The organism is Rhodopirellula baltica SH 1, assembly GCF_000196115.1.
Classification (GTDB): Bacteria; Planctomycetota; Planctomycetia; order Pirellulales; family Pirellulaceae; genus Rhodopirellula; species Rhodopirellula baltica.
Window position 1 is genome coordinate 3,135,430 of the sequence record NC_005027.1, and the last position, 17,943, is coordinate 3,153,372.

Here is a 17,943-nt window from a genome sequence, read left to right on the forward strand (position 1 = left end):
GTTCAGGCGTACGCGAGAATGAGTGTCGAAAGATATCACGAACACAGCAATGAAAACTGCACAACCGCATTCGGCAGTGGGGTTGCCCAGCTGGCGACGGCCCATGAAATTGTTTGCAATACAATTTCTCTTCGCAACCTCGCACCCGATCGGCTCGATCATGTTTGCTTTGGATGTCCTATCACGAATCATCCACGTCGGTACGGCGATCACTTTGGTCGGTGGGTCAGCGTTCATGCTGTTGGTGCTACTGCCCTCCGCCAAATTGATTTCCGAAGAGGCCCATCAAACACTGGCCCAAGCGGTGACTGGTCGCTGGAAACGCTTTATTCACGGTGGCATCCTGCTGTTTCTGCTCAGCGGATTTTACAACTACATGCGTGCGATCCCCAATCACAAAGGCGATGGGCTGTACCACGGTTTGCTGGGTGTCAAAATGCTGCTCGCCTTCGCAATCTTCTTTCTCGCGTCGGCTTTGGTTGGCCGCAGCGCCGCTCTTAACGGCATCCGCGAAAATCGTGCAAAGTGGTTGAAGGTAATCGTTCTGCTCGCAGCGATTATCGTCGGCATTTCGGGCTTTGTAAAAGTTCGCGGGCCATCGGTATCCTCGGAAGAAGCAGTCGTTGTCGTTGCCGACGAAGCCGAATCGGACGAAGGATTGGAACCGCAACCGGCGATCGCTGAGTGAATCGCCTACGCCAATGGCGCGACAATTTTTTTCGACCAGGAGAGATCCGGCTTTTGGCTTGGTCGACGGCATGGTTCTTTTGTTTGCTGGGTGGCTACTACCAGCTTCGGCCACTTCGCGAAACGGAAGCCTTCACCCGCGGAAGCGATGAGATTCCCTGGCTGTTCCTGGCTAGCTTCCTCACCATGTTGGTTGCCTCTCCGATTTATGCGTCCGTCGCGAACCGCGGACGGGGCATGCGATTGGTCAGCCGTGTCTATCGATTCTTCGAACTGAACCTGCTGGTCTTCTTTTTCGCGATGCAAGTCAGCGACCCAGACATCGCCGCTTGGGTCGGCCGTGTCTACTTTGTCTGGTTGAGCGTCTTCAACCTGTTCGTCGTGTCATTGATGTGGAGCGTTTTTACGGATGCCTATCGCAGCGACCAAGCCAAGCGGTTGTTCGGGTTCATCTCAGCGGGCGGAACCATCGGCGGGATCGCCGGTTCTGCGTTCGCATCTTGGCTCTCGCAACAAGTCGACATCTCGTATGTGCTGATCGCAGGCATCATTGCATTGGAACTGTGCCAACAATGCGGCCGAGTTTTCGCGAAAACGTTGTCATCACAAAATGGGGCAAACGAGGCCGCTGAAAAACCGAGTGACGAAACCGCCGCACTGGCCTCGACGGAACAGACTGCCACATCAAAAGAAAAGCACTCGATGTGGATTGGGATTCGGACCGTTTGGAAGTCGCCCTATTTGCTCGGGCTCTGTCTGTTCATGTTGGCGCTTCAAGCCTGCGCCACGACGGTCTATTGCGAACAGGCAGACTTCATTCGCGAAGCAAATTTGAACGAGGCCGATCGTTTCGCGTTGATATCCAAAATCAACCTTTGGGTACTGAGCCTCACGTTGGCGGTGCAACTGCTCGGCACCGCCGCGTTACTTCGTCGGCTCGGGATGGCAATCGTCTTGGGAGTTTTCCCGCTGATCTATGTGGTCGGTTTCGCTGGGTTGGCATTTTGGCCCAGCCTCCACTGGATTGTCGCTTTGGTGGTTGTCCATCGTGCGTCCAGCTACGCCGTGTTCGCGCCCGCGATTCAAATTCTGTACACCGTCGTGGATCGCCGCACGCTGTACCAAGCCAAGGGTTTTCTGGACACGGCCGTAGTTCGAGGCGGCGACGTGCTGTCAGCCCAACTATTCGGGGTACTACGATTCAACGGTTTGAGTTTGACTGCGATCGCCGCAGGTTTCCTGCCGCTGGCGGTCCTGGCCGGATTGCTGGGGATGCGGATCGGTCGCCAGCAGTCCGAAATGCAGCAACGTGGGCGACCGGCCGGCCATGATTGACCCGCTCGTTGGCCATTCGTAGACTTGACGGGTTTCCGACCAGCAATTCTCGACGAAATTCGCCCACGCCGGCCAGCAATCGCTCGCCGGCATCTTTTTTTCGTCGATCTTTTCCGTCATTGATCTCTTCCGCCAACCTTTTTCTACGTCCAACAGGGACACCCGCCGCTCATGGACCAAGCGATTGCGAAAGCCGACACTCTCATCGAAGCGATGGGTTGGATCCGCCGTTTTCGAGGCAAAACGACCGTCATCAAACTCGGCGGCAGCCTGCTTGAGGACCGAGAAGCCCTGCAGCACTTGCTGTTGGATGTGATCTTCATGGAAACAGTTGGACTGAGGCCGGTCGTGGTTCACGGCGGTGGCAAAGCGATCACGGAAGCGATGGCCAAAGCCGGTATCGAAGCCCAATTCATTCGAGGGCGACGCGTTACCGACGAGAAATCGTTGGAGGTCGTCGAACAGGTTCTCGCGGGAGAACTGAATGTCGAGTTGACCGAAATGATGGAACGGTTTGGTGGTCGCGCAGTCAACTTGTCGCCCCGCACCACTTGCGTTCTGAAGGGCAAGAAACTGATCGATCCCGAAGGCGATGACCTTGGCTTCGTTGGTGAAGTGACGGAGGTTGATCGCGACGTGATTGAAAGCTTGGCATACACCGATCAAGTCGCCGTGATTCCTTCTTTGTGCACCGACGACAAAGGACAACTTTACAACGTCAATGCGGACACCGCCGCAATGGCGGTCGCTCAATCATTAGGAGCGGATAAACTGGTGTTCCTGTCGGACGTCAACGGCGTTCGCCGAGATCCCGAAGATCCCGCGACGATCATTCCCGCGTTGTCAGCCGAGGAAGCTCGCCAATTGATTGCCGATGGTGTGATCAAATCCGGCATGATCCCGAAGGTCGAAGCCTGTTTGGAAACACTCGGTCGTGGCGTTCAGAAAGTTCACATCATTGATGGACGATTGCGTCACTCATTGCTGCTCGAAATCTTCACCACCGACGGTGTGGGTACGGAGATCCACCAGTGAACGCGTCCGGCAACGGCAATGCACCTCGCGGCGACAACTGGATCGATGCGATTGCGGGACGGCTCTCTCCCACCGGCGAGAACTCGTTCCGAGATGCACTGCGTCAATTCGCGGATCAACCTGAGTGGTGCGGTGATGCCGGCCTGCGATCGAAGATCACGGAGCAACTTCGCACGCTGACCAATGCGGACACTTCGACGCTCGCGGATTGCATTCCGACTTCTTCGCGAGACCAAGCACTCGAACATGCTTTGATCGCAGCCCGTCGACATCATCAGTCGCTCCATGATTCGGATGATGCGGCCGGCGACAACGCTTCGTCGTCAAAGTGTCTTTGCTTGGTTGGCAGCGATCACGGACGCAGCGTCCTTGCCAGAATGGCGAGCGGGAAACCAACGCTGCGAGGCAACGAATGGCCTCTCTTGCCGGGCTTTGTGCACGCGTCGGCGGATCGCTTCGTTGACCGAATCGACTCTTCAACCGCAGTTGCGCTGGTTTCTCCGGTGGACTTCAGCGGAGTCGGCCAACCATTGACCGCTGATTGGTGGGCTCGCTGCCGTCAAAGATGCGATGAAACAGGCACTCTGTTGATCATCGATCACGGTGACACTCCCGCAGCCGGGAACGGTTATCTCTTTGCTCACGAAATGGTCGCCGGCATCTCCGCCGACGCGGTGATCCTTTCGGCCGGATTGGTCGGCGAGCTTCCCGGCGGCTTGTTGGTTCTATCGGAATCACTTGCCTCTCATCTCGACGAATCCGCTCAGTCCAGTGACTTGGTCGGCCACCTCGTTTCCGCCGCATTGTCGACGCTGATCGAAACGGATGCCCTCGCCACAGAATCAGACGCGTTTGCAATCGCGCTTGCTGAACGAATTGCCACCCGCGGATGCGTCAGAGACCTGCACGCTTGTGGGCATACGGTGATCCTAGAATTGGACGTCGAGTCCCAGGCATGGATCGAACAATCCGCGGCCGAACAAATGCACGCCCATGTTTGCAGCGACCATTCGGTGCTGTTCCAGCCTCCACTGTTGATGACGAGCGAACATCAAGAAGCCCTGATCGACCGAATCGATGCGGTGCTGGCGGGGTTGGAAGGAACTCAAGAGTTAACGGAAGCAGCGGCCCCAGAAGCAACGGCCCCGGCGGCAACGGCCCCGGCGGCAACCGACTCGGAGGCGACCGACTTGGATGCGGAGACAGAACCCGCGGACGAAGTCCACACCAACGATTTGCCAATAGACAGCTCGCTTGATGCGGATATCGATGAAGCCGCATCTGCGGAAGATTCGGACGAAGAGCTGGATGACTACGAAGACGATGACGATGAGGCAATCGAAGAGGACGAACTCGACGACATGGCCGATGAAGAATTGGCTGAGGAAGAAGAAACGGATGACGAATTCGTAGGCGGCGATGAAGACGAAGAGCACGAAACCGAACAAGAAGAAACTGAACTGGAAAGCAACGAACTGGACGAGTTCGAATCCAACGAGGAAACGGAGAAACTTTGATGCGACACTTGCTCACACTCTTTGATCTGACCCCGCAAGAATTGCGTCAGATTTTGGCAACCGCACAAACCCTCAAAGCCAAATTGAAACAGGGCGAACGGCCCGCCATTTTGGAACGCTACACGCTCGCGTTGTTGTTTGAAAAACCAAGCTTGCGAACCCGGGTCAGCTTTGAAACCGGCATGAATCACCTCGGTGGCAGCAGTTTATTTCTGGGCGACGACGTCGGCTGGGGCAAACGTGAATCACCGTCGGACTTCACCCGCGTGTTGGGGCAATTCGTTGACGCGGTCGCGTGCCGCGCCAAATCGCACGAGCGTGTGGAACAATTGGCCGAATACAATGCCGTTCCGATCATCAACAGCCTCACGGATCTCTGTCATCCCTGCCAAGCGATCGCTGATGTGCTGACGTTGCTGGAGAATTTTGGCGAAGTCAAAGGTCGCCACATGGTATTCGTTGGCGACGGCAACAACGTTTCGCGTTCACTCGCTCTCGCTTGTGCCATGCTGAACATTCAGTTCACGCTCGCGCGCCCGGACGGATACGAACTGGACCAACCATGGCTCGATCGGATCCTTGCGAAATATCCGAACGCGAAAATGAACCAAACGGCCGACCCGATCGCTGCGGTTCAAAGTGCCGATGCGATCTACACTGACGTTTGGACCAGCATGGGGCAGGAAGCGGAATCCATCGCTCGTCGGGCCGCCTTCAAGAATTTCCAAGTCAATGAACAGCTACTCGAGGCGGCCCCAAAGACCGCTCGAGTGCTGCATTGCTTGCCCGCCGTGCGAGGCGAGGAGATCACCGACGCGGTCATGGATGGCCCACAAAGCGACGTGATCGAACAGGCGGGCAATCGAATGCACGCCCAAAAGGCCCTGATGATTCAGCTGCTGCGACCCGAGTGGATCGCAGAAAATATCCGCGTCTGATCGCCAAAACCGTTCAGCCGACCAATGTTTAGCGTCGAGCGAATTGCAATTCGCTCGAAACGAACGGGTTGGTTTGAACTTCACCGGGAGTGAACCCAGCCGAACTCGCAACCAATGTGGTGGCGGCTTCGGATTCACCTGATGGTTCGCTTGTTTGCTCAGCCCCTGATTTCGACTTCGTTACCAAATGCGGCGACGATTCACCCGCTTTGCAGATGTAAGGATTCGAAACGGGTCCGACATAACCGCGACGCTGATTGATCGGAGCCACTTGGCTGTGATAACCAGCTCCGGGACTGACAACCGGTGGCGACGCAAACGGACTGATACCGTAGGGACGGTAGTGACGCGTGCCGTAGTAGACCGGTGGATTGGTCGCGAAATACGGTGGGTTTGGAATGTTGGATCGATACACCGATCCGTACGGCTGATAGAAACCGTATGGCTGAAACCCGAATGCATAGGGTGATTGAGCGGATGCTTCATCGGAGCAGGCCACGCATCCAGCCAGAACGGCGACGCCCAAGAAAATGCGTTGAATCGATCGCTTCAAGCGACTCGAACCTCGCGAAAAGGCAAATTTCTGAGACAACATAGCTGGCTCGCTTTCTCTCATTGAAAGAGGTGTGGTTGGATCAATTGGCAAATGTCGATCGTGAGCACCCCCGTGCACATTCCACCGTAGTCACCCTGCCAACCGTTGCAATCCAAACCACCGGCCCGAAGCCGAATAATTCCTCGAATCTGATCCAGATTTTCCCCGCACGTTGCCATTTCGTTGCGAGGAGTGATAAACGTTCACCAAAGGAACGCTCGGGAAATCGGCGAGCCTTGCCTGTTGCCGGATTTCCTTCGGTGGGTGTCAGCGGGTTGGAGGTGCCTGACACGGATGCCCTGCTTGTTACTAAGCTGTTCTTGAAAGCCTCCCAACCACACCGACCCCGCCGATGAAAATGAAAATTGCCTGCGTGATTCATTCGCTTGACGGGGGTGGCGCCGAACGCGTGATGGCCGGGCTTGCTTCACGCTTGGCAGACCGCGAGCACTCCGTCACGCTGATCACGCTGGACGATGGCAAACACGATCGACACGAAGTTGACCCTCGCGTCTCGCGTCTTTCCATCGACGTCTTGTCGACGCCTGGAAACACCGTTTCGCTCTGGTCCCGAACCCTTCGCCTTCGTTCCACCATCGCGTCTGGAAACTTCGATGTGGTGCTCTCGTTCTGCGACGCCACCAATTGGCTGACATTGTTGGCAACGAGAGGTCTCGGTGTACCGGTGGTGGTCAGTGAACGAAGCGATCCCAAACATCAATCGCTCGGCCGAGCCCGCGAGTTTCTTCGCCGTCAACTTTACCCCAAGGCGTACCGCGTCGTGTGCTTGAGCGATGATGTCGCGGTGACGCTGCAATCACAAACACGTTGCCATACGCTCGTCATTCCGTCCGCCATTGAGGTGCCCAAGGAATTCCGAACAAGACTCAAACCAATCACTGAAAGACAATCCGATCCCGGTCAGGCAAAATGCCATCTCGTCGCGGTTGGAAGACTCGAACGTGAAAAGGGTTTTGATCGCCTGATTCGCAGCTTAGGCGATTTACCAGACGATGCACCGGACTGGGAACTCACGATTCATGGCGAAGGCAGCCAGCGAGATCATTTGGAATCGCTCGCTAGCAAATTGAACCTCGCTTCGCGGGTCAAGTTTCCAGGTTGGACGCGTCCGATTTGGCCTGTCTACCAATCTGCGGATTGTTTTGTTCTACCCAGTCGCTATGAAGGATTCCCATCCGCCTTGCTCGAAGCCATGGCTTGCTCGACCGCTGTTTTGACCGTGGACGCTGGCGGTGCGGTTCGAGAGATCATCGACCACGGACGTAACGGTTGGCTTGTCACCAACGATGACGCTGCGTTGCGAGCCGGACTGCTTCATTGCCTGACGTCAACCGAACTGCGGGAACGTTTCGCGGCCCAAGCGGGCGAAGTGACGGACCGCTATGGTTGGCCTGCCATGGTGGATGCTTACGAAGCGTGCCTGCAAGATGCCTGCAAGCAGCAGCGTCGCGATTGATTCGTCTGACAATGCAACGGGTGTGAATCGCACCCGCGACAGCGCCATCGATCGGATCCTTTTCTACGCGGTTAAACTGCCAACAAATGCAAAAACCGGTGGTCCATTCACGCTGGTAGGCAGTGCGATCCATTGCGGCTGTGACGCACGTGAGAAAATGTTGCATTGCACCTGGCTGAAATTCGCACGCCTATCCCTCTTTGCCAAAGGGTGTGGCACAATGAGGTCGCTGATCTTCTCATTCGAAATGGAGTTATTCAGATGAGCAAACCGTCTGATGCGCTGGAACTGAAACCCATCGCTGGCGTCGTCCAGGATCCCAATGAAGTCCCTGTCGTCGTGCACAGCGACGTCAAAGGTGCGATCGAGGACATGACGTTCTTGCAAAAGTCATTGCTCTTCGCCGAGTTGGCAATGGTCGCCTACAACGATGAGCGAGAAGCCACCGTCGCCGCAGCCATGGTTGGCTTTTCCGACGTCACATTCTTTGATCACGACGGTTCTCAAGCTTACCGGTTTCGCAACGACCACGATTGCGTGATTGCGTGCCGCGGAACCGAACCGAACGAATGGAATGACATTCGTGCGGACGCCAATGCAGCATCGGTTTTGGCTGAGACGGCAGGGAAAGTCCACCGCGGTTTCAAAACCGAAGTTGACGATCTATGGCCGATGCTGGAAACCGCTTTGGTTGGCAACGAACAACCCGTGTGGTTCTGTGGACATTCGCTCGGTGGCGCGATGGCCACCATTTGTGCCGGGCGGTGTTACTTGTCTCACATTAAATCCGTGCCACGCGGGTTGTTCACCTACGGAAGCCCTCGGGTGGGTGATAAACGCTACATCAACTACGTCGAATTGCCCCATTACCGCTACGTCAACAACAACGACATTGTGACACGAGTCCCACCCGCGTGGATGGGATATCGGCACTGCGGAACCGAGGTCTACATCAATCGAAACGGACGAATCGGCCACCTTGGAATGATTCGAAAACGACGCGACCGCTGGCACGGATTTCTGCGAGGGCTCAAGCGTTTTCGGGTGGATCACTTCAGCGATCACCCGCTGCACAATTACATCGACCCCATCTTGGAAGCCGTCCGAAAAGAACAGGATGCAATGGGGCGTGGCGAAAGCGCCGTCGATGCTTCAGACTTGACGGGACAAGATCCCAAAACCGAAGCCTCCTGACGGACACTCCATGAATTCGCCCTCGCCGAATCCATCTGAAGATCGCCCCTCGAAACACTCTCAGTCGGATCGCTTTGCTCGCGAACCGGAAGTGGTCCAAATTGGTGGCGTTGAACTCAAACTCGCTCATCCGTACGAGGCCGCGGGTGATTGGATTGGCCAAAATGAATTGCTGATGCAATTGCTGGCCTGCTGGCTGACGGTGGACGAAACCGACATCCCCCTGACGCCTCGGTTGATTGGCTCGCCGGGCGTTGGCAAAACGCAACTCGCGATTGCCGCGACCAAACGTCAGGGTCTGCCGTTGTATATCTACCAATGCACCGCCGACACTCGACCGGAAGACTTGCTCATCACCCCCGTGCTCAGTCGCGGTGGTGAGATTGCCTACCACGCCTCGCCGTTGGTCAGTGCGATGATCACCGGCGGCGTCTGCATCTTGGATGAGGGCAACCGGATGAACGAAAAGTCCTGGGCCTCGCTGGCACCGCTTTTCGACACTCGCCGTTATGTGGAATCCATCGTCGCCGGAATCACCATCCCTGCGTCACCCGAATTCCGTTCGGCCGTGACGATGAACCAAGACGAGTCGACGTTTGAAATCCCCGATTACATCCTCAGTCGGCTGCAGCCAACACTGCAGGTTGGTTTTCCCAACAAGCAAGACGAGATGGCCATCCTGCAGTACCACCTGCCGTTTGCCGAACCAGAGATGCTGGCGCTGACCGTTGATTTCCTACAGCGATCCCACGAGTTGAAACTCGATTTTTCACCCCGAGACGGAATCAACCTGCTCCGATTCGCGATCAAGCGAATGAAGCAAAACCCGTCGCACCCGGTCGCTCACGATGCCGCCTGGCAGGAAGCTCTCGAGAAATGCCTGGGTGACGAAGCGGTTGATCTAGAATCACTCGCCGAGCGCCGCAAACGCACCCTCGGTGGCGACGCGGTCCCGCTAGGACTGGCGGATCTCTTTTTCGATTCCGACGATCCGTTGCATCCCGACCGCGAAGACGATGACGACGACGATCTCATCTGACCCCGCCTGATCGCCATCGCCGCGGACGGGGCCATCGTGGGTCAATTGCAAAGTGCAAATTTCTCAATGCAAATTGCAAAGTGACTTCGGTCTATCAAGTCACCTGATTTCACCGGTCCCCAATCGCCAATTTGCAATGTCCATTTTGCAATTTGCAATCCAGCCCTGCCTCGCCGCGTGCCCTCAACCCGCCCCAACCAGTTGGATCCCAAGCCCAGGTTACGAATCGACGCCGAAAGACTATCTTGTGGCGTCTTCTTGGCATCTCTTTTTTGGCTCGTTCTTTCGTCGGTACCTGGTCCTATGTCGCAAAATGCGGATTCCGTCTCGCCCATTCGCCTGGCTGTTGGTGGTGACCATGCCGGTTTCGCTCTGAAACAACTGGTTGTCGAGCGTTTTGGTTCGCAGGTCACCAGCCTGATCGACTGCGGCACCGATGACGAAACCTCCTGCGACTACCCCGATTTCGCTGTCGAAGTCGCCGAACGAATCAACAGCGGCGAAGCCGATCGTGGCTTGCTGATTTGCGGCAGCGGTGTCGGGGTCAGCGTCGCGGCCAATAAAATCACCGGCATACGCGCGGCGATTTGTCATGACACATACTCCGCACGCCAAGGCGTGGAGCACGACGACATGAATGTGCTCTGCATCGGAGGCCGAATCATCGGCAGCGAATTGGCATTCGAAATCATCTCGTCGTTTCTGAACGCCAAATACACTCCCGAAGAACGCCATCAGCGGCGACTCGACAAGATCCTGGCTCTCGAATGCGACTGAATGGTCGTTGCTGTCTGATTTTGTGTGCTCACAGAATCATTGACTCAACGACTCGACTACGCCGACCGCGGGTGAGCCTTCTCATAAACCTGCCGCAGATTCGCTGCACTGACATGGGTGTAAATCTGCGTGGTCGTCAAAGATTTGTGGCCTAGCAATTCCTGCACGCTGCGAATATCCGCGCCGCGATCGAGCAAATGAGTCGCAAAGGAATGTCGCAACGTGTGGGGACTGGTCCGCGTGTCTAGCTCCGCTTTGGCGATGTACTTTTCAAGCATTCGACCAACGCTACGAGTTGTCAGAATATTGCCAAACCGATTGACGAACACGGGTGCCGCTCGGCCAAGCTTCTCCGACTCAGGTGATCGACTGCGACGTCCAGCGTAAGCCTGGATCGCTTTGATCGCGTAGGAACCCAGCGGACTGATTCGCTCCTTGCGTCCCTTCCCACGGACTCGGGTGATCCCTTGTGAGAAATCCAAGTCACCATCACGCAGTCCCACCAACTCGCTGACCCGCAATCCCGATGAGTACATCGTTTCCAAGATCGCTCGATCTCGAAGCCCCGCTTCGCTAATCGCGGGCGGTGCCACCAAAAGACGGCCGACTTCTTCACTGGTCAGAACATGAGGAAGCTTCCGACTGCTTCGAGGGTTCCGCAGCGGCTTGGCTGGGTTGCTGCTCGCCATCCCCTCTCGCATCGCAAACTTGAAGAAGCTTCGCAGCGAGGCAAGCTTTCTCGCGATGGTCGTGCGAGCATAACCGGCCTGTTGAAGCGCTGCCTGAAATTGACGCAATTGCTGCGGGGTCAATGAGTCCAGTTGGATTCGCCCTGCCTCGGCCTGTCCGATCCATTCCGCAAATGCAAACAGGTCTTCCCGATACGCTTTGATCGTCAAATCAGACGCATTGCGTTCGGTCGCCATGTACTGCAGAAATCGGGTGATCGCCGTTCGCAAAATCGAGTCTCACTGCTGACGGATGGGTTCAAACAAAGTCATCAATGGAAAGCGAATCGAATTCGGAGCTCGCCGACACTTCGTCGTCCACCACAACCGTTTCGCGAATTTTGCGAGACAACATCGCGGCGTCATACCACGAAAAATCGAGTTCCGGATTGGCGGCAAAGCGAGCCAACTGACGCAAGGTCTCGTCACGATTCTCGTCGTCGAACAAGAAGATGAAACGTTCTTCGCCTTTGACCAAGGCTAACACGTTGACTTCCTTTTCCATCGTTTGATCGTCCTGAGTGCGAATGTCGCGGGTCCGGAGAAACTTCCGCTGGGAGTTTCCCGCGATGCTGCTCAGTATCGGCTCACGGGCCATCGCAGTATGAGGTCGCTTTGGTCACGACCACCCCGCGACTCCAACATTTCGACGATGTGCAAGTGACAACAGAAACGAATGAAATCATCGCTACGTTTGATATAACCCTGCCAAGCCATCCCACGTGCGTCATCCCCCGTCTCAACGTAGTCAGCCAAACGCTGGGTGAAGTAAGGATCATCGCCGCGATACAGTCGAGTGTGCGAAATCACCGGGTCGTGCTGAACGATCATCGCGGGCGGCGCCATCGCGGGCGGATCAGGAATCAAATCCGTCGGGTCGGGCCAGGCTGGAGGCAATGGCGCCATGCTCGCGAACGGTTCGGATCCGCAAGTTTCTTCGTAAGTCATACCAATAGCGTCAACCAAGCCGCCGTCGACGATCACATCGCCTTCCCAGCCCATGCCTTCGTCTTCCCAACCATTGCCGTTCTCCCATACGACGTCGCCATCGTCGATCGAAGGGGCCATCGTTGGGCTGATGACTTGATGCTCAGCCACTTCGGCCTGATAAGAATGATGGTCCACCAAACGAATGACGCCAGCGGAGTCGGAGGCGTTGGACGATTCGTCGTCGCCAAATGGATCCGCTTCTTTTCGGAGTGGGTTTGCATTGGCAAAGTCGGGCTCCGGTTTCACGACGTCTTCCGCCGCTTGGTCGATCGCTGTTGCCTCGGGCATTCGTTGCGGAGTTTGCGTCTTGAGCTGGCTGCGTGCCAATTCGAACTCGGCTTCCCGAACGATCCGAGCCGGAATCTTTTCTTCGGCTTCCGTTCCCCAAGGCAGACCGTACCCGGGCGGAATCACGTGAAACCCTTCGTTGGCAGCGTACCAGTGAACTGTCATTCCCATCCGAGGTGGGTAGTAAGCGTCGAAATCAGTGACCGACCCGACAACGATTGCCTCCACGTCCATCATTTGTGCCAGTCGCTGAAAATCAGCACCGACACGAGGTTCGCCGTATTGCATCGAAAAGGCTCGATACTGCGTCGAGGTGACGCCCACCGGCAACACTTCAAAGCCTGGAATTGCTTGCAATGCGGCGTAGTAAGACCGAGCGACCGCTTCGCCATCGACGTTGGGCTGATGGCTTTGGTTGTAAAACGGCAGCACCGCGACCCGCTTCATTTGCGGGAAGGGGTTGTGCAGCGTGTCTCGCTGACGCGTTTCCGGAACCAGCGTGCATCCACTCAACAGCAATACACTCAGACACACCCACACCATCGTGGTGCGAGTCCAAGCGGACGCGAGCAAGAATGTCATTAGGCGAGCCATGTGTTTCACGATCGACCCCTCGGTCATCGCGCAATGTCTCCACCCCCACACCCTTCATCGGCCCACCGCCCCCGAATCCTTTACCCCAATCGTAAGAATTTCAGCATTTCTCCTCACCGCTAGTCGACCCGAGCCTCGCCCCGCGAAATGACACCAAAACATGACGACAGGCCCAAGCCTGAAAACACACTGCTTTCGAGTTCGCTTTGCAAAACGGCCAAGGCCCCCCTTAACGCGATGCCCTGAGTTTGGCTGTTGAACAAATGGGGGAGTTGCATCCTTTTCGCACCCACCGGGAATAGCAACCTTCCGGGTTCTTGGTACCAATCCGAGATTTAAACGCGATCAGCTGTGGCGGCTGCAGTGCCCCTTGCGGTGACTCAATCACGCCACTGGCGAATGTTTCATCACGCCTCGCCACCGTTTTCATCAGGATACCCGAACTCAAGGAGTATCCCGATTGCTTTTTCTTTGTCGAGCAGTCGGTATACGACTGCGGCACCCTCGGCGCACCGGAAGTACGGCACTTGCACAACATCGTTCAGCTCAATGCAGCCGTATTGCAGGTCATTCTGAAGTTGAGAGAAAAACATCTCCATGTCGGGCATCATCTCGAAGCAGCGATCGGCCTGATGTTTGTCGAACATTCCAATCTGACCAAACGCGAACGTCACTTCCCCGACGGGTTCACCCGTGCTTTCCTGGTTGGATTGCTTTGCCTCAAAACCGATCGGTTCACCAGCCTCATCAAAAATGGCTGCGATGCTGTATTCACCGGGAGGCATTTCGATATCAAGTCCCGAGTCAAAGTACATGCTGGTATCGCAAACGCGAAGCACGCTGCCTCGGAGCAACAGATTCACCCCGGTCGGTTCAATCAAACTTTCATTCATTTCCGACTTGCCCCATCCTTTCTGAAACATCGCCCGAAATAGTTGCAAGCCATACGCTACTCCCAGTCGACTTCAGGAAAATCATATCTTTCTCGGATCCGATCTTCCAAGCGTGCAAGCAACCTAGGCTTTTCCCACCCAATCTCCGCGGGAGGATGACAGAGCGGGGATTCAATACAACCGAAATCGAAATGGATTTGCTCGGCATGTCGGATCAGCAGGACCGCCAAAATCTCAACTGGGAACAAGGTGAATGGTAGTGTCTCAAAAGGCGGGTAGTCGTCCAGCACTTCAAGACTTAACGCCGCTCTATTTACAGCCAGGAGATCGATAGCATCCTGGATGTCACGAATCGAATCAGCGGACCACAGAGGATAATACATGCCCATACCAATTGCAGTGCTCCACTCGGGCTTTGCTTTCACCCCAATCGTTTCAGCCGCCAGCTGGAAACACAGGCACTCGAATTCGTTTGGTGGTTGAGGCCTTAGCTTCGATCCTTGTTTTGCTTCAGTTTCGACTAGAAAGCGGGCCGTCCATTCTCCGACACTCCTAGTACTACAGCGCTAAGTTTTGGGCCATCGGCATCGTGTGATGCTTTCGGGGTCGATACCGAGTTCGGCGTATCTGTCGAGCTTCGTTTGCGTATGGCTGATGCGAGCCGCTACGTTGCGTGATTGATGGTAGTTGATCCGTGAGGCGACCTGATCAAGCAACATGCGACGACTCTCACGAGGGAGTGACCAGCTGACAACGATTGCGTCGACCGCGTCGCGAATTTGCTGAATTGTCCACTCCGGATTTTTTTTCCCGCTCCTGCTGGCAGGTTTGCGAAAGAAACAGATAGCTCAACGACGTGATGATCAAGTGGCGTTTCAGACCCAAATATCGGCGCCCCTCGTAACAGTCTAAGCCGACCTCTTGTTTCTGATCCTCGAAACAACGTTCCACTCGCCATCGCTGAAACGCAACCTGTAGTAGCATCGCCATCGAAGCGAACTCGCTCGCGTTGCTGACGAAGAATTTCAGTTCGCCGTCAAGCACGTTTCTCGCGACCACCAACCACAGAGACAGCCCCGGTAGTCCGTCGCTGCCTTTGAGTGTGACGCGAACCCGCTTGGCTTCCCAGATGATGGGACCTTTCTCGCCGTCTTTGACGCGGTAGCGTTTCCAGCGTTTCGCTTTCATCGCTTCGCCGTGCCAGAACACTGTTTCAACACTTCGCGGCGAACTTTCCCCGCTCTTGACGCGGGGTGTCTTGCGACCTCGGCCGCGGCCGCCCTTGCGATAGGGCTGCTCGGTCACTTCGGGATGCTTCTCCCAAACCGAAAACGTTCGCGGCACTTCAAGCACAAACTTCTGATCGCGGTCGGCAAGAGCTTCCAGGAATCCAGGTTTACCGCCGTAGCCTTCGTCAGCGGTTAGCCAAGGATATTCAATCCCCTCCTCCTTACTGCGATCAAGCAATTCCAACGCGATCTGCCACTTGGGGCGATAGACCATCTCATCGGGAATGCCGGCGGCGGCACAACGCTCGCGGTCGTTACTCCAGCTCTCGGGGAGGAACAGTTCACCATCGACCATGCAGTGAAAGTCTTCGTTCGCCGCAGCCAGATGAACCGTGACGATACAGTTCTCCTGCTTGCCGACTTTGCCGCACCACTGTCGTTGCACGCCAGGCGTTTTGTCGCCCTTCTTGACGTCGCTGGTTTCGTCAATGATCGCGACAGTGTTCTTGTTGACATGCTCATCACGGACGATGTGGATCAGCCTCCTGCGAAGTCCATCTTCGTCCCACCGATGCTGGGCGATAAATTCCTGCAAGGTTCGCACCGGTGTACCGGCTTGCAACGCAATCGGCTCCACACTCTTGGCGTCCAGGTCGGAAAGTTGACCACGGACATAGGTCGTCAAATGAGCCCTCGTGTCGCTTCGTCGAAAACAATCGCCAAAGCGAGCCAAGTAAGCATTTAACCGATCTTCGAGTTGTTCCAGTTCAGCGACATCCATGCCAAGCTCTCCGTGCAGCAAACAAAATCTCCAGCTGCTATTCTCAGCGAAAAGCCCGGCCCTCTACAACACCAGTTAGCGCTGTAGCACTAGACTTGGTTGCTAAAGCAGTGCAATAGATCAGCGAAGCTCTGTTCATGACACCTGGATGAGCATGCGGGAATCCCATAGCAAAATCGAGTTTGAACTCAGTCAAAAAATATTGGAGCGATGTAGCAATGAGTTCCCATCCCATGTCGACACGGGATGCATCAAACATTTCAATCGCATGAGCCGCGGTCAGAGCGGCAAGGGATGCTGAACCTGAAAGATACTTTCCAAACTCATTCTCAGTGGGTTCTGAGAGTTCTGAATCAATTTTTTTAGTGACTCTGCGAATGTCGGACTGAAAGAAGTCTGAATTGCTCACGATGCTTCGCCATTCACGCTTGGCCCAGTCTTTTTTGATGCGTGGCGTGGGTTGATGTGTCATGGTCGTATTTCTAGTTCCGTTTGCTAATGAGGCTGCTAGCATGATACGCAAGTCTGCTGGTCGTGGAACGCTGGATAGTTGAAACGCGGAGCAAACGGAGAAGCAGAGATCGCGGAGTTGATTCCGACGGTTGCTTTCCTCCGTAAACTCCGCGACTCCGCGTTTCAATTGCCCACGTGAATTGCCGCCAATGAACCGAGGCGACCTTGCGTACAGCGACTGTTTCATCATAGCGACAACTCGGCACCACATTCTCTTCTCAGGAAGTTCGGTGCTTGGCACGTTGTCGATTTTTGCGGCTTCCATCGCGTTACAATCGGAGGCGAACGGTTTTCGACTTTCGTCACCTAACCATGGATTGAGCTGGAATGAAAAACGGGCAACGATTCCTTCACCTGCAAGTTTCTATCCGCGTCATGCTTTTGGCTCTATCGGCATTCGCTGGAGTGTTCGCTCTCGTCGCTCGGCGAGAAGCACAACGCCGTGAATTGATCGCGACCATTGAGAAAATTGGCGGATCTGCGACGCTCGGCGACTCCGAGTCCTGGCTGTTTCCAAGCATCTCCGTGGAATCCGTCACTGTGCCCTACGCTGCTCTCGGGCAAATTGAGCTGCTTGAACTGGAGACGCTCATCCAACCGAAACAGTTGACTGTTTCTCGATACGAATTACGGCCTTGCGAGGACTCCGATTTCGATCGCTACTACATGGACCTCCAATACAAGCTTACCCCAGAGGGCTCACTCGCATCTCAGTCTGGCAGCGAACTCCGAGACCTGCCGCTGAACCCTGCATCTCGCTCTCGCTAAACCGACACGCCTGATTCGGCTCGACCTTCAATTCGGTAACCGCAACTACGCGATGAAGAATCTCCCACGAATTGGATTTGGAGTCGTTTGGCTAATCCGCAGAAAATACGTTTCGCCAACTGCGGTCTCGAAATCGACAGACTCGAACGTCCACTGGCTCAGCAAAATTGCACCAGCCGCATACTCGGCCACGGCGTTTCCTGAACGACATCCGACTCGCTCGCTCTCACGCGGAGCCGAGCTCGGATTTGTGAAGCGGCCAACAATCGCACGTAGTTTTGGTAAAGCCCAAAAAGCGTGCTCAACGCAGCAGCATCGCCGTTTCGCGCTGCCGGGAGCAGACGGTCAACTTGGGAATAGTCGGAGTTTTTCGGTAATTTCAATTCAACTTCCTGACTCTCTCAGCTTGCCACGGACACAGACACTTCCAGGTGATACGCTCGTCCCCAGGCTCCCGCATGGGAACGCAATGCTCCCAAGGCTCCCGCCTCGCCACACAGCAGGCAGAGCCTGCCATGCACCAGGTTCCCACGCAGAGCCTGAGAACCAGCATCGTTCCAGGAAA

General features: G+C 55.5%; 18 protein-coding genes. 10 read left to right on the forward strand and 8 right to left on the reverse strand.

Going from position 1 to position 17,943, the window contains the following annotated elements; genetic code table 11:
* Positions 1 to 160 precede the first annotated feature (160 nt).
* The 5 genes from RB_RS12145 to argF all read left to right on the forward strand — a co-directional run bounded on the left by RB_RS12145 (position 161) and on the right by argF (position 5,512).
* Positions 161 to 688: a hypothetical protein gene (locus RB_RS12145; RefSeq protein WP_164921922.1), complete on the forward strand. Its 528-nt coding sequence runs from the start codon at positions 161 to 163 to the stop codon at positions 686 to 688.
* Between the two features lie 53 nt (positions 689 to 741).
* Positions 742 to 2,022: an NTP/NDP exchange transporter gene (locus tag RB_RS12150; RefSeq protein WP_231846436.1), complete on the forward strand. Its 1,281-nt coding sequence runs from the start codon at positions 742 to 744 to the stop codon at positions 2,020 to 2,022.
* A 171-nt stretch (positions 2,023 to 2,193) separates the two neighbouring features.
* Complete coding sequence (gene argB, locus RB_RS12155; protein ID WP_007335411.1) at positions 2,194 to 3,057, forward strand: acetylglutamate kinase; 864 nt, start codon at positions 2,194 to 2,196, stop codon at positions 3,055 to 3,057.
* The gene (locus RB_RS12160) at positions 3,054 to 4,574 is read left to right on the forward strand and encodes an aminotransferase class III-fold pyridoxal phosphate-dependent enzyme (protein WP_011120708.1); all 1,521 of its coding nucleotides are present in this window, start codon (positions 3,054 to 3,056) and stop codon (positions 4,572 to 4,574) included. The genes argB and RB_RS12160 overlap by 4 nt, the downstream gene beginning before the upstream one ends.
* Positions 4,574 to 5,512 carry an ornithine carbamoyltransferase gene (gene argF, locus RB_RS12165; RefSeq protein ID WP_164921923.1) on the forward strand — a complete coding sequence of 313 codons (939 nt, stop codon included), beginning with the start codon at positions 4,574 to 4,576 and terminating at the stop codon, positions 5,510 to 5,512. The genes RB_RS12160 and argF overlap by 1 nt, the downstream gene beginning before the upstream one ends.
* 28 nt (positions 5,513 to 5,540) lie before the next feature.
* Here the strand turns inward: argF and RB_RS12170 are convergent, their stop codons facing one another.
* Positions 5,541 to 6,107 carry a hypothetical protein gene (locus RB_RS12170; protein ID WP_164921924.1) on the reverse strand — a complete coding sequence of 189 codons (567 nt, stop codon included), beginning with the start codon at positions 6,105 to 6,107 and terminating at the stop codon, positions 5,541 to 5,543.
* A 352-nt stretch (positions 6,108 to 6,459) separates the two neighbouring features.
* On the opposite strand from RB_RS12170, the gene RB_RS12175 reads away from it, so the two are divergent.
* From RB_RS12175 to rpiB, 4 genes are all read left to right on the forward strand, one after another.
* Positions 6,460 to 7,584 carry a glycosyltransferase gene (locus RB_RS12175; RefSeq protein WP_011120712.1) on the forward strand — a complete coding sequence of 375 codons (1,125 nt, stop codon included), beginning with the start codon at positions 6,460 to 6,462 and terminating at the stop codon, positions 7,582 to 7,584.
* A gap of 210 nt (positions 7,585 to 7,794) precedes the next feature.
* Positions 7,795 to 8,778 carry a lipase family protein gene (locus RB_RS12180; RefSeq protein WP_007335490.1) on the forward strand — a complete coding sequence of 328 codons (984 nt, stop codon included), beginning with the start codon at positions 7,795 to 7,797 and terminating at the stop codon, positions 8,776 to 8,778.
* Between the two features lie 10 nt (positions 8,779 to 8,788).
* A complete protein-coding gene (locus RB_RS12185; protein WP_007324266.1) occupies positions 8,789 to 9,817 on the forward strand; it encodes an AAA family ATPase in 1,029 nt (342 codons plus the stop codon).
* Positions 9,818 to 10,120: 303 nt separating this feature from the next.
* Positions 10,121 to 10,594, forward strand: coding sequence for a ribose 5-phosphate isomerase B (rpiB, locus tag RB_RS12190; protein ID WP_007324268.1), 474 nt, complete (start codon positions 10,121 to 10,123; stop codon positions 10,592 to 10,594).
* 56 nt (positions 10,595 to 10,650) lie between these two features.
* On the opposite strand, the gene xerC is transcribed toward rpiB, so the two are convergent.
* The 7 genes from xerC to RB_RS12225 form a co-directional block, all read right to left on the reverse strand.
* The gene (xerC, locus tag RB_RS12195) at positions 10,651 to 11,553 is read right to left on the reverse strand and encodes a tyrosine recombinase XerC (RefSeq protein WP_007324269.1); all 903 of its coding nucleotides are present in this window, start codon (positions 11,551 to 11,553) and stop codon (positions 10,651 to 10,653) included.
* Between the two features lie 28 nt (positions 11,554 to 11,581).
* A complete protein-coding gene (locus RB_RS12200) occupies positions 11,582 to 11,827 on the reverse strand; it encodes a hypothetical protein (RefSeq protein ID WP_231846438.1) in 246 nt (81 codons plus the stop codon).
* Between the two features lie 71 nt (positions 11,828 to 11,898).
* Positions 11,899 to 13,221, reverse strand: a complete 1,323-nt coding sequence (locus RB_RS12205; RefSeq protein ID WP_164921925.1) for a hypothetical protein — start codon at positions 13,219 to 13,221, stop codon at positions 11,899 to 11,901.
* 380 nt (positions 13,222 to 13,601) lie between these two features.
* Positions 13,602 to 14,087, reverse strand: a complete 486-nt coding sequence (locus tag RB_RS12210) for a hypothetical protein (protein ID WP_231846439.1) — start codon at positions 14,085 to 14,087, stop codon at positions 13,602 to 13,604.
* Between the two features lie 56 nt (positions 14,088 to 14,143).
* A complete protein-coding gene (locus tag RB_RS12215) occupies positions 14,144 to 14,512 on the reverse strand; it encodes a hypothetical protein (RefSeq protein ID WP_011120720.1) in 369 nt (122 codons plus the stop codon).
* Between the two features lie 304 nt (positions 14,513 to 14,816).
* Positions 14,817 to 16,097 (reverse strand): IS701-like element ISRba4 family transposase, encoded by a 1,281-nt coding sequence (locus tag RB_RS12220; RefSeq protein WP_076611259.1) that lies wholly within the window; start codon positions 16,095 to 16,097, stop codon positions 14,817 to 14,819.
* 43 nt (positions 16,098 to 16,140) lie between these two features.
* Complete coding sequence (locus tag RB_RS12225; RefSeq protein WP_011120722.1) at positions 16,141 to 16,875, reverse strand: hypothetical protein; 735 nt, start codon at positions 16,873 to 16,875, stop codon at positions 16,141 to 16,143.
* A 62-nt stretch (positions 16,876 to 16,937) separates the two neighbouring features.
* Here RB_RS12225 and RB_RS12230 point away from each other — a divergent pair, with 62 nt between their 5' ends.
* Complete coding sequence (locus RB_RS12230) at positions 16,938 to 17,378, forward strand: hypothetical protein (RefSeq protein ID WP_011120723.1); 441 nt, start codon at positions 16,938 to 16,940, stop codon at positions 17,376 to 17,378.
* Positions 17,379 to 17,943 lie beyond the last annotated feature (565 nt).

Coding starts and splice junctions, on each gene's coding strand:
- RB_RS12145 (WP_164921922.1), top strand. CDS start 161: ATGTTTGCTTTGGATGTCCTATCACGAATCATCCACGTCGGTACGGCG.
- argB (WP_007335411.1), top strand. CDS start 2,194: ATGGACCAAGCGATTGCGAAAGCCGACACTCTCATCGAAGCGATGGGT.
- argF (WP_164921923.1), top strand. CDS start 4,574: ATGCGACACTTGCTCACACTCTTTGATCTGACCCCGCAAGAATTGCGT.
- RB_RS12170 (WP_164921924.1), bottom strand. CDS start 6,107: ATGTTGTCTCAGAAATTTGCCTTTTCGCGAGGTTCGAGTCGCTTGAAG.
- RB_RS12175 (WP_011120712.1), top strand. CDS start 6,460: ATGAAAATGAAAATTGCCTGCGTGATTCATTCGCTTGACGGGGGTGGC.
- RB_RS12185 (WP_007324266.1), top strand. CDS start 8,789: ATGAATTCGCCCTCGCCGAATCCATCTGAAGATCGCCCCTCGAAACAC.
- rpiB (WP_007324268.1), top strand. CDS start 10,121: ATGTCGCAAAATGCGGATTCCGTCTCGCCCATTCGCCTGGCTGTTGGT.
- RB_RS12200 (WP_231846438.1), bottom strand. CDS start 11,827: ATGGAAAAGGAAGTCAACGTGTTAGCCTTGGTCAAAGGCGAAGAACGT.
- RB_RS12205 (WP_164921925.1), bottom strand. CDS start 13,221: ATGACCGAGGGGTCGATCGTGAAACACATGGCTCGCCTAATGACATTC.
- RB_RS12210 (WP_231846439.1), bottom strand. CDS start 14,087: ATGAATGAAAGTTTGATTGAACCGACCGGGGTGAATCTGTTGCTCCGA.
- RB_RS12220 (WP_076611259.1), bottom strand. CDS start 16,097: ATGGATGTCGCTGAACTGGAACAACTCGAAGATCGGTTAAATGCTTAC.
- RB_RS12225 (WP_011120722.1), bottom strand. CDS start 16,875: ATGGAAGCCGCAAAAATCGACAACGTGCCAAGCACCGAACTTCCTGAG.
- RB_RS12230 (WP_011120723.1), top strand. CDS start 16,938: ATGAAAAACGGGCAACGATTCCTTCACCTGCAAGTTTCTATCCGCGTC.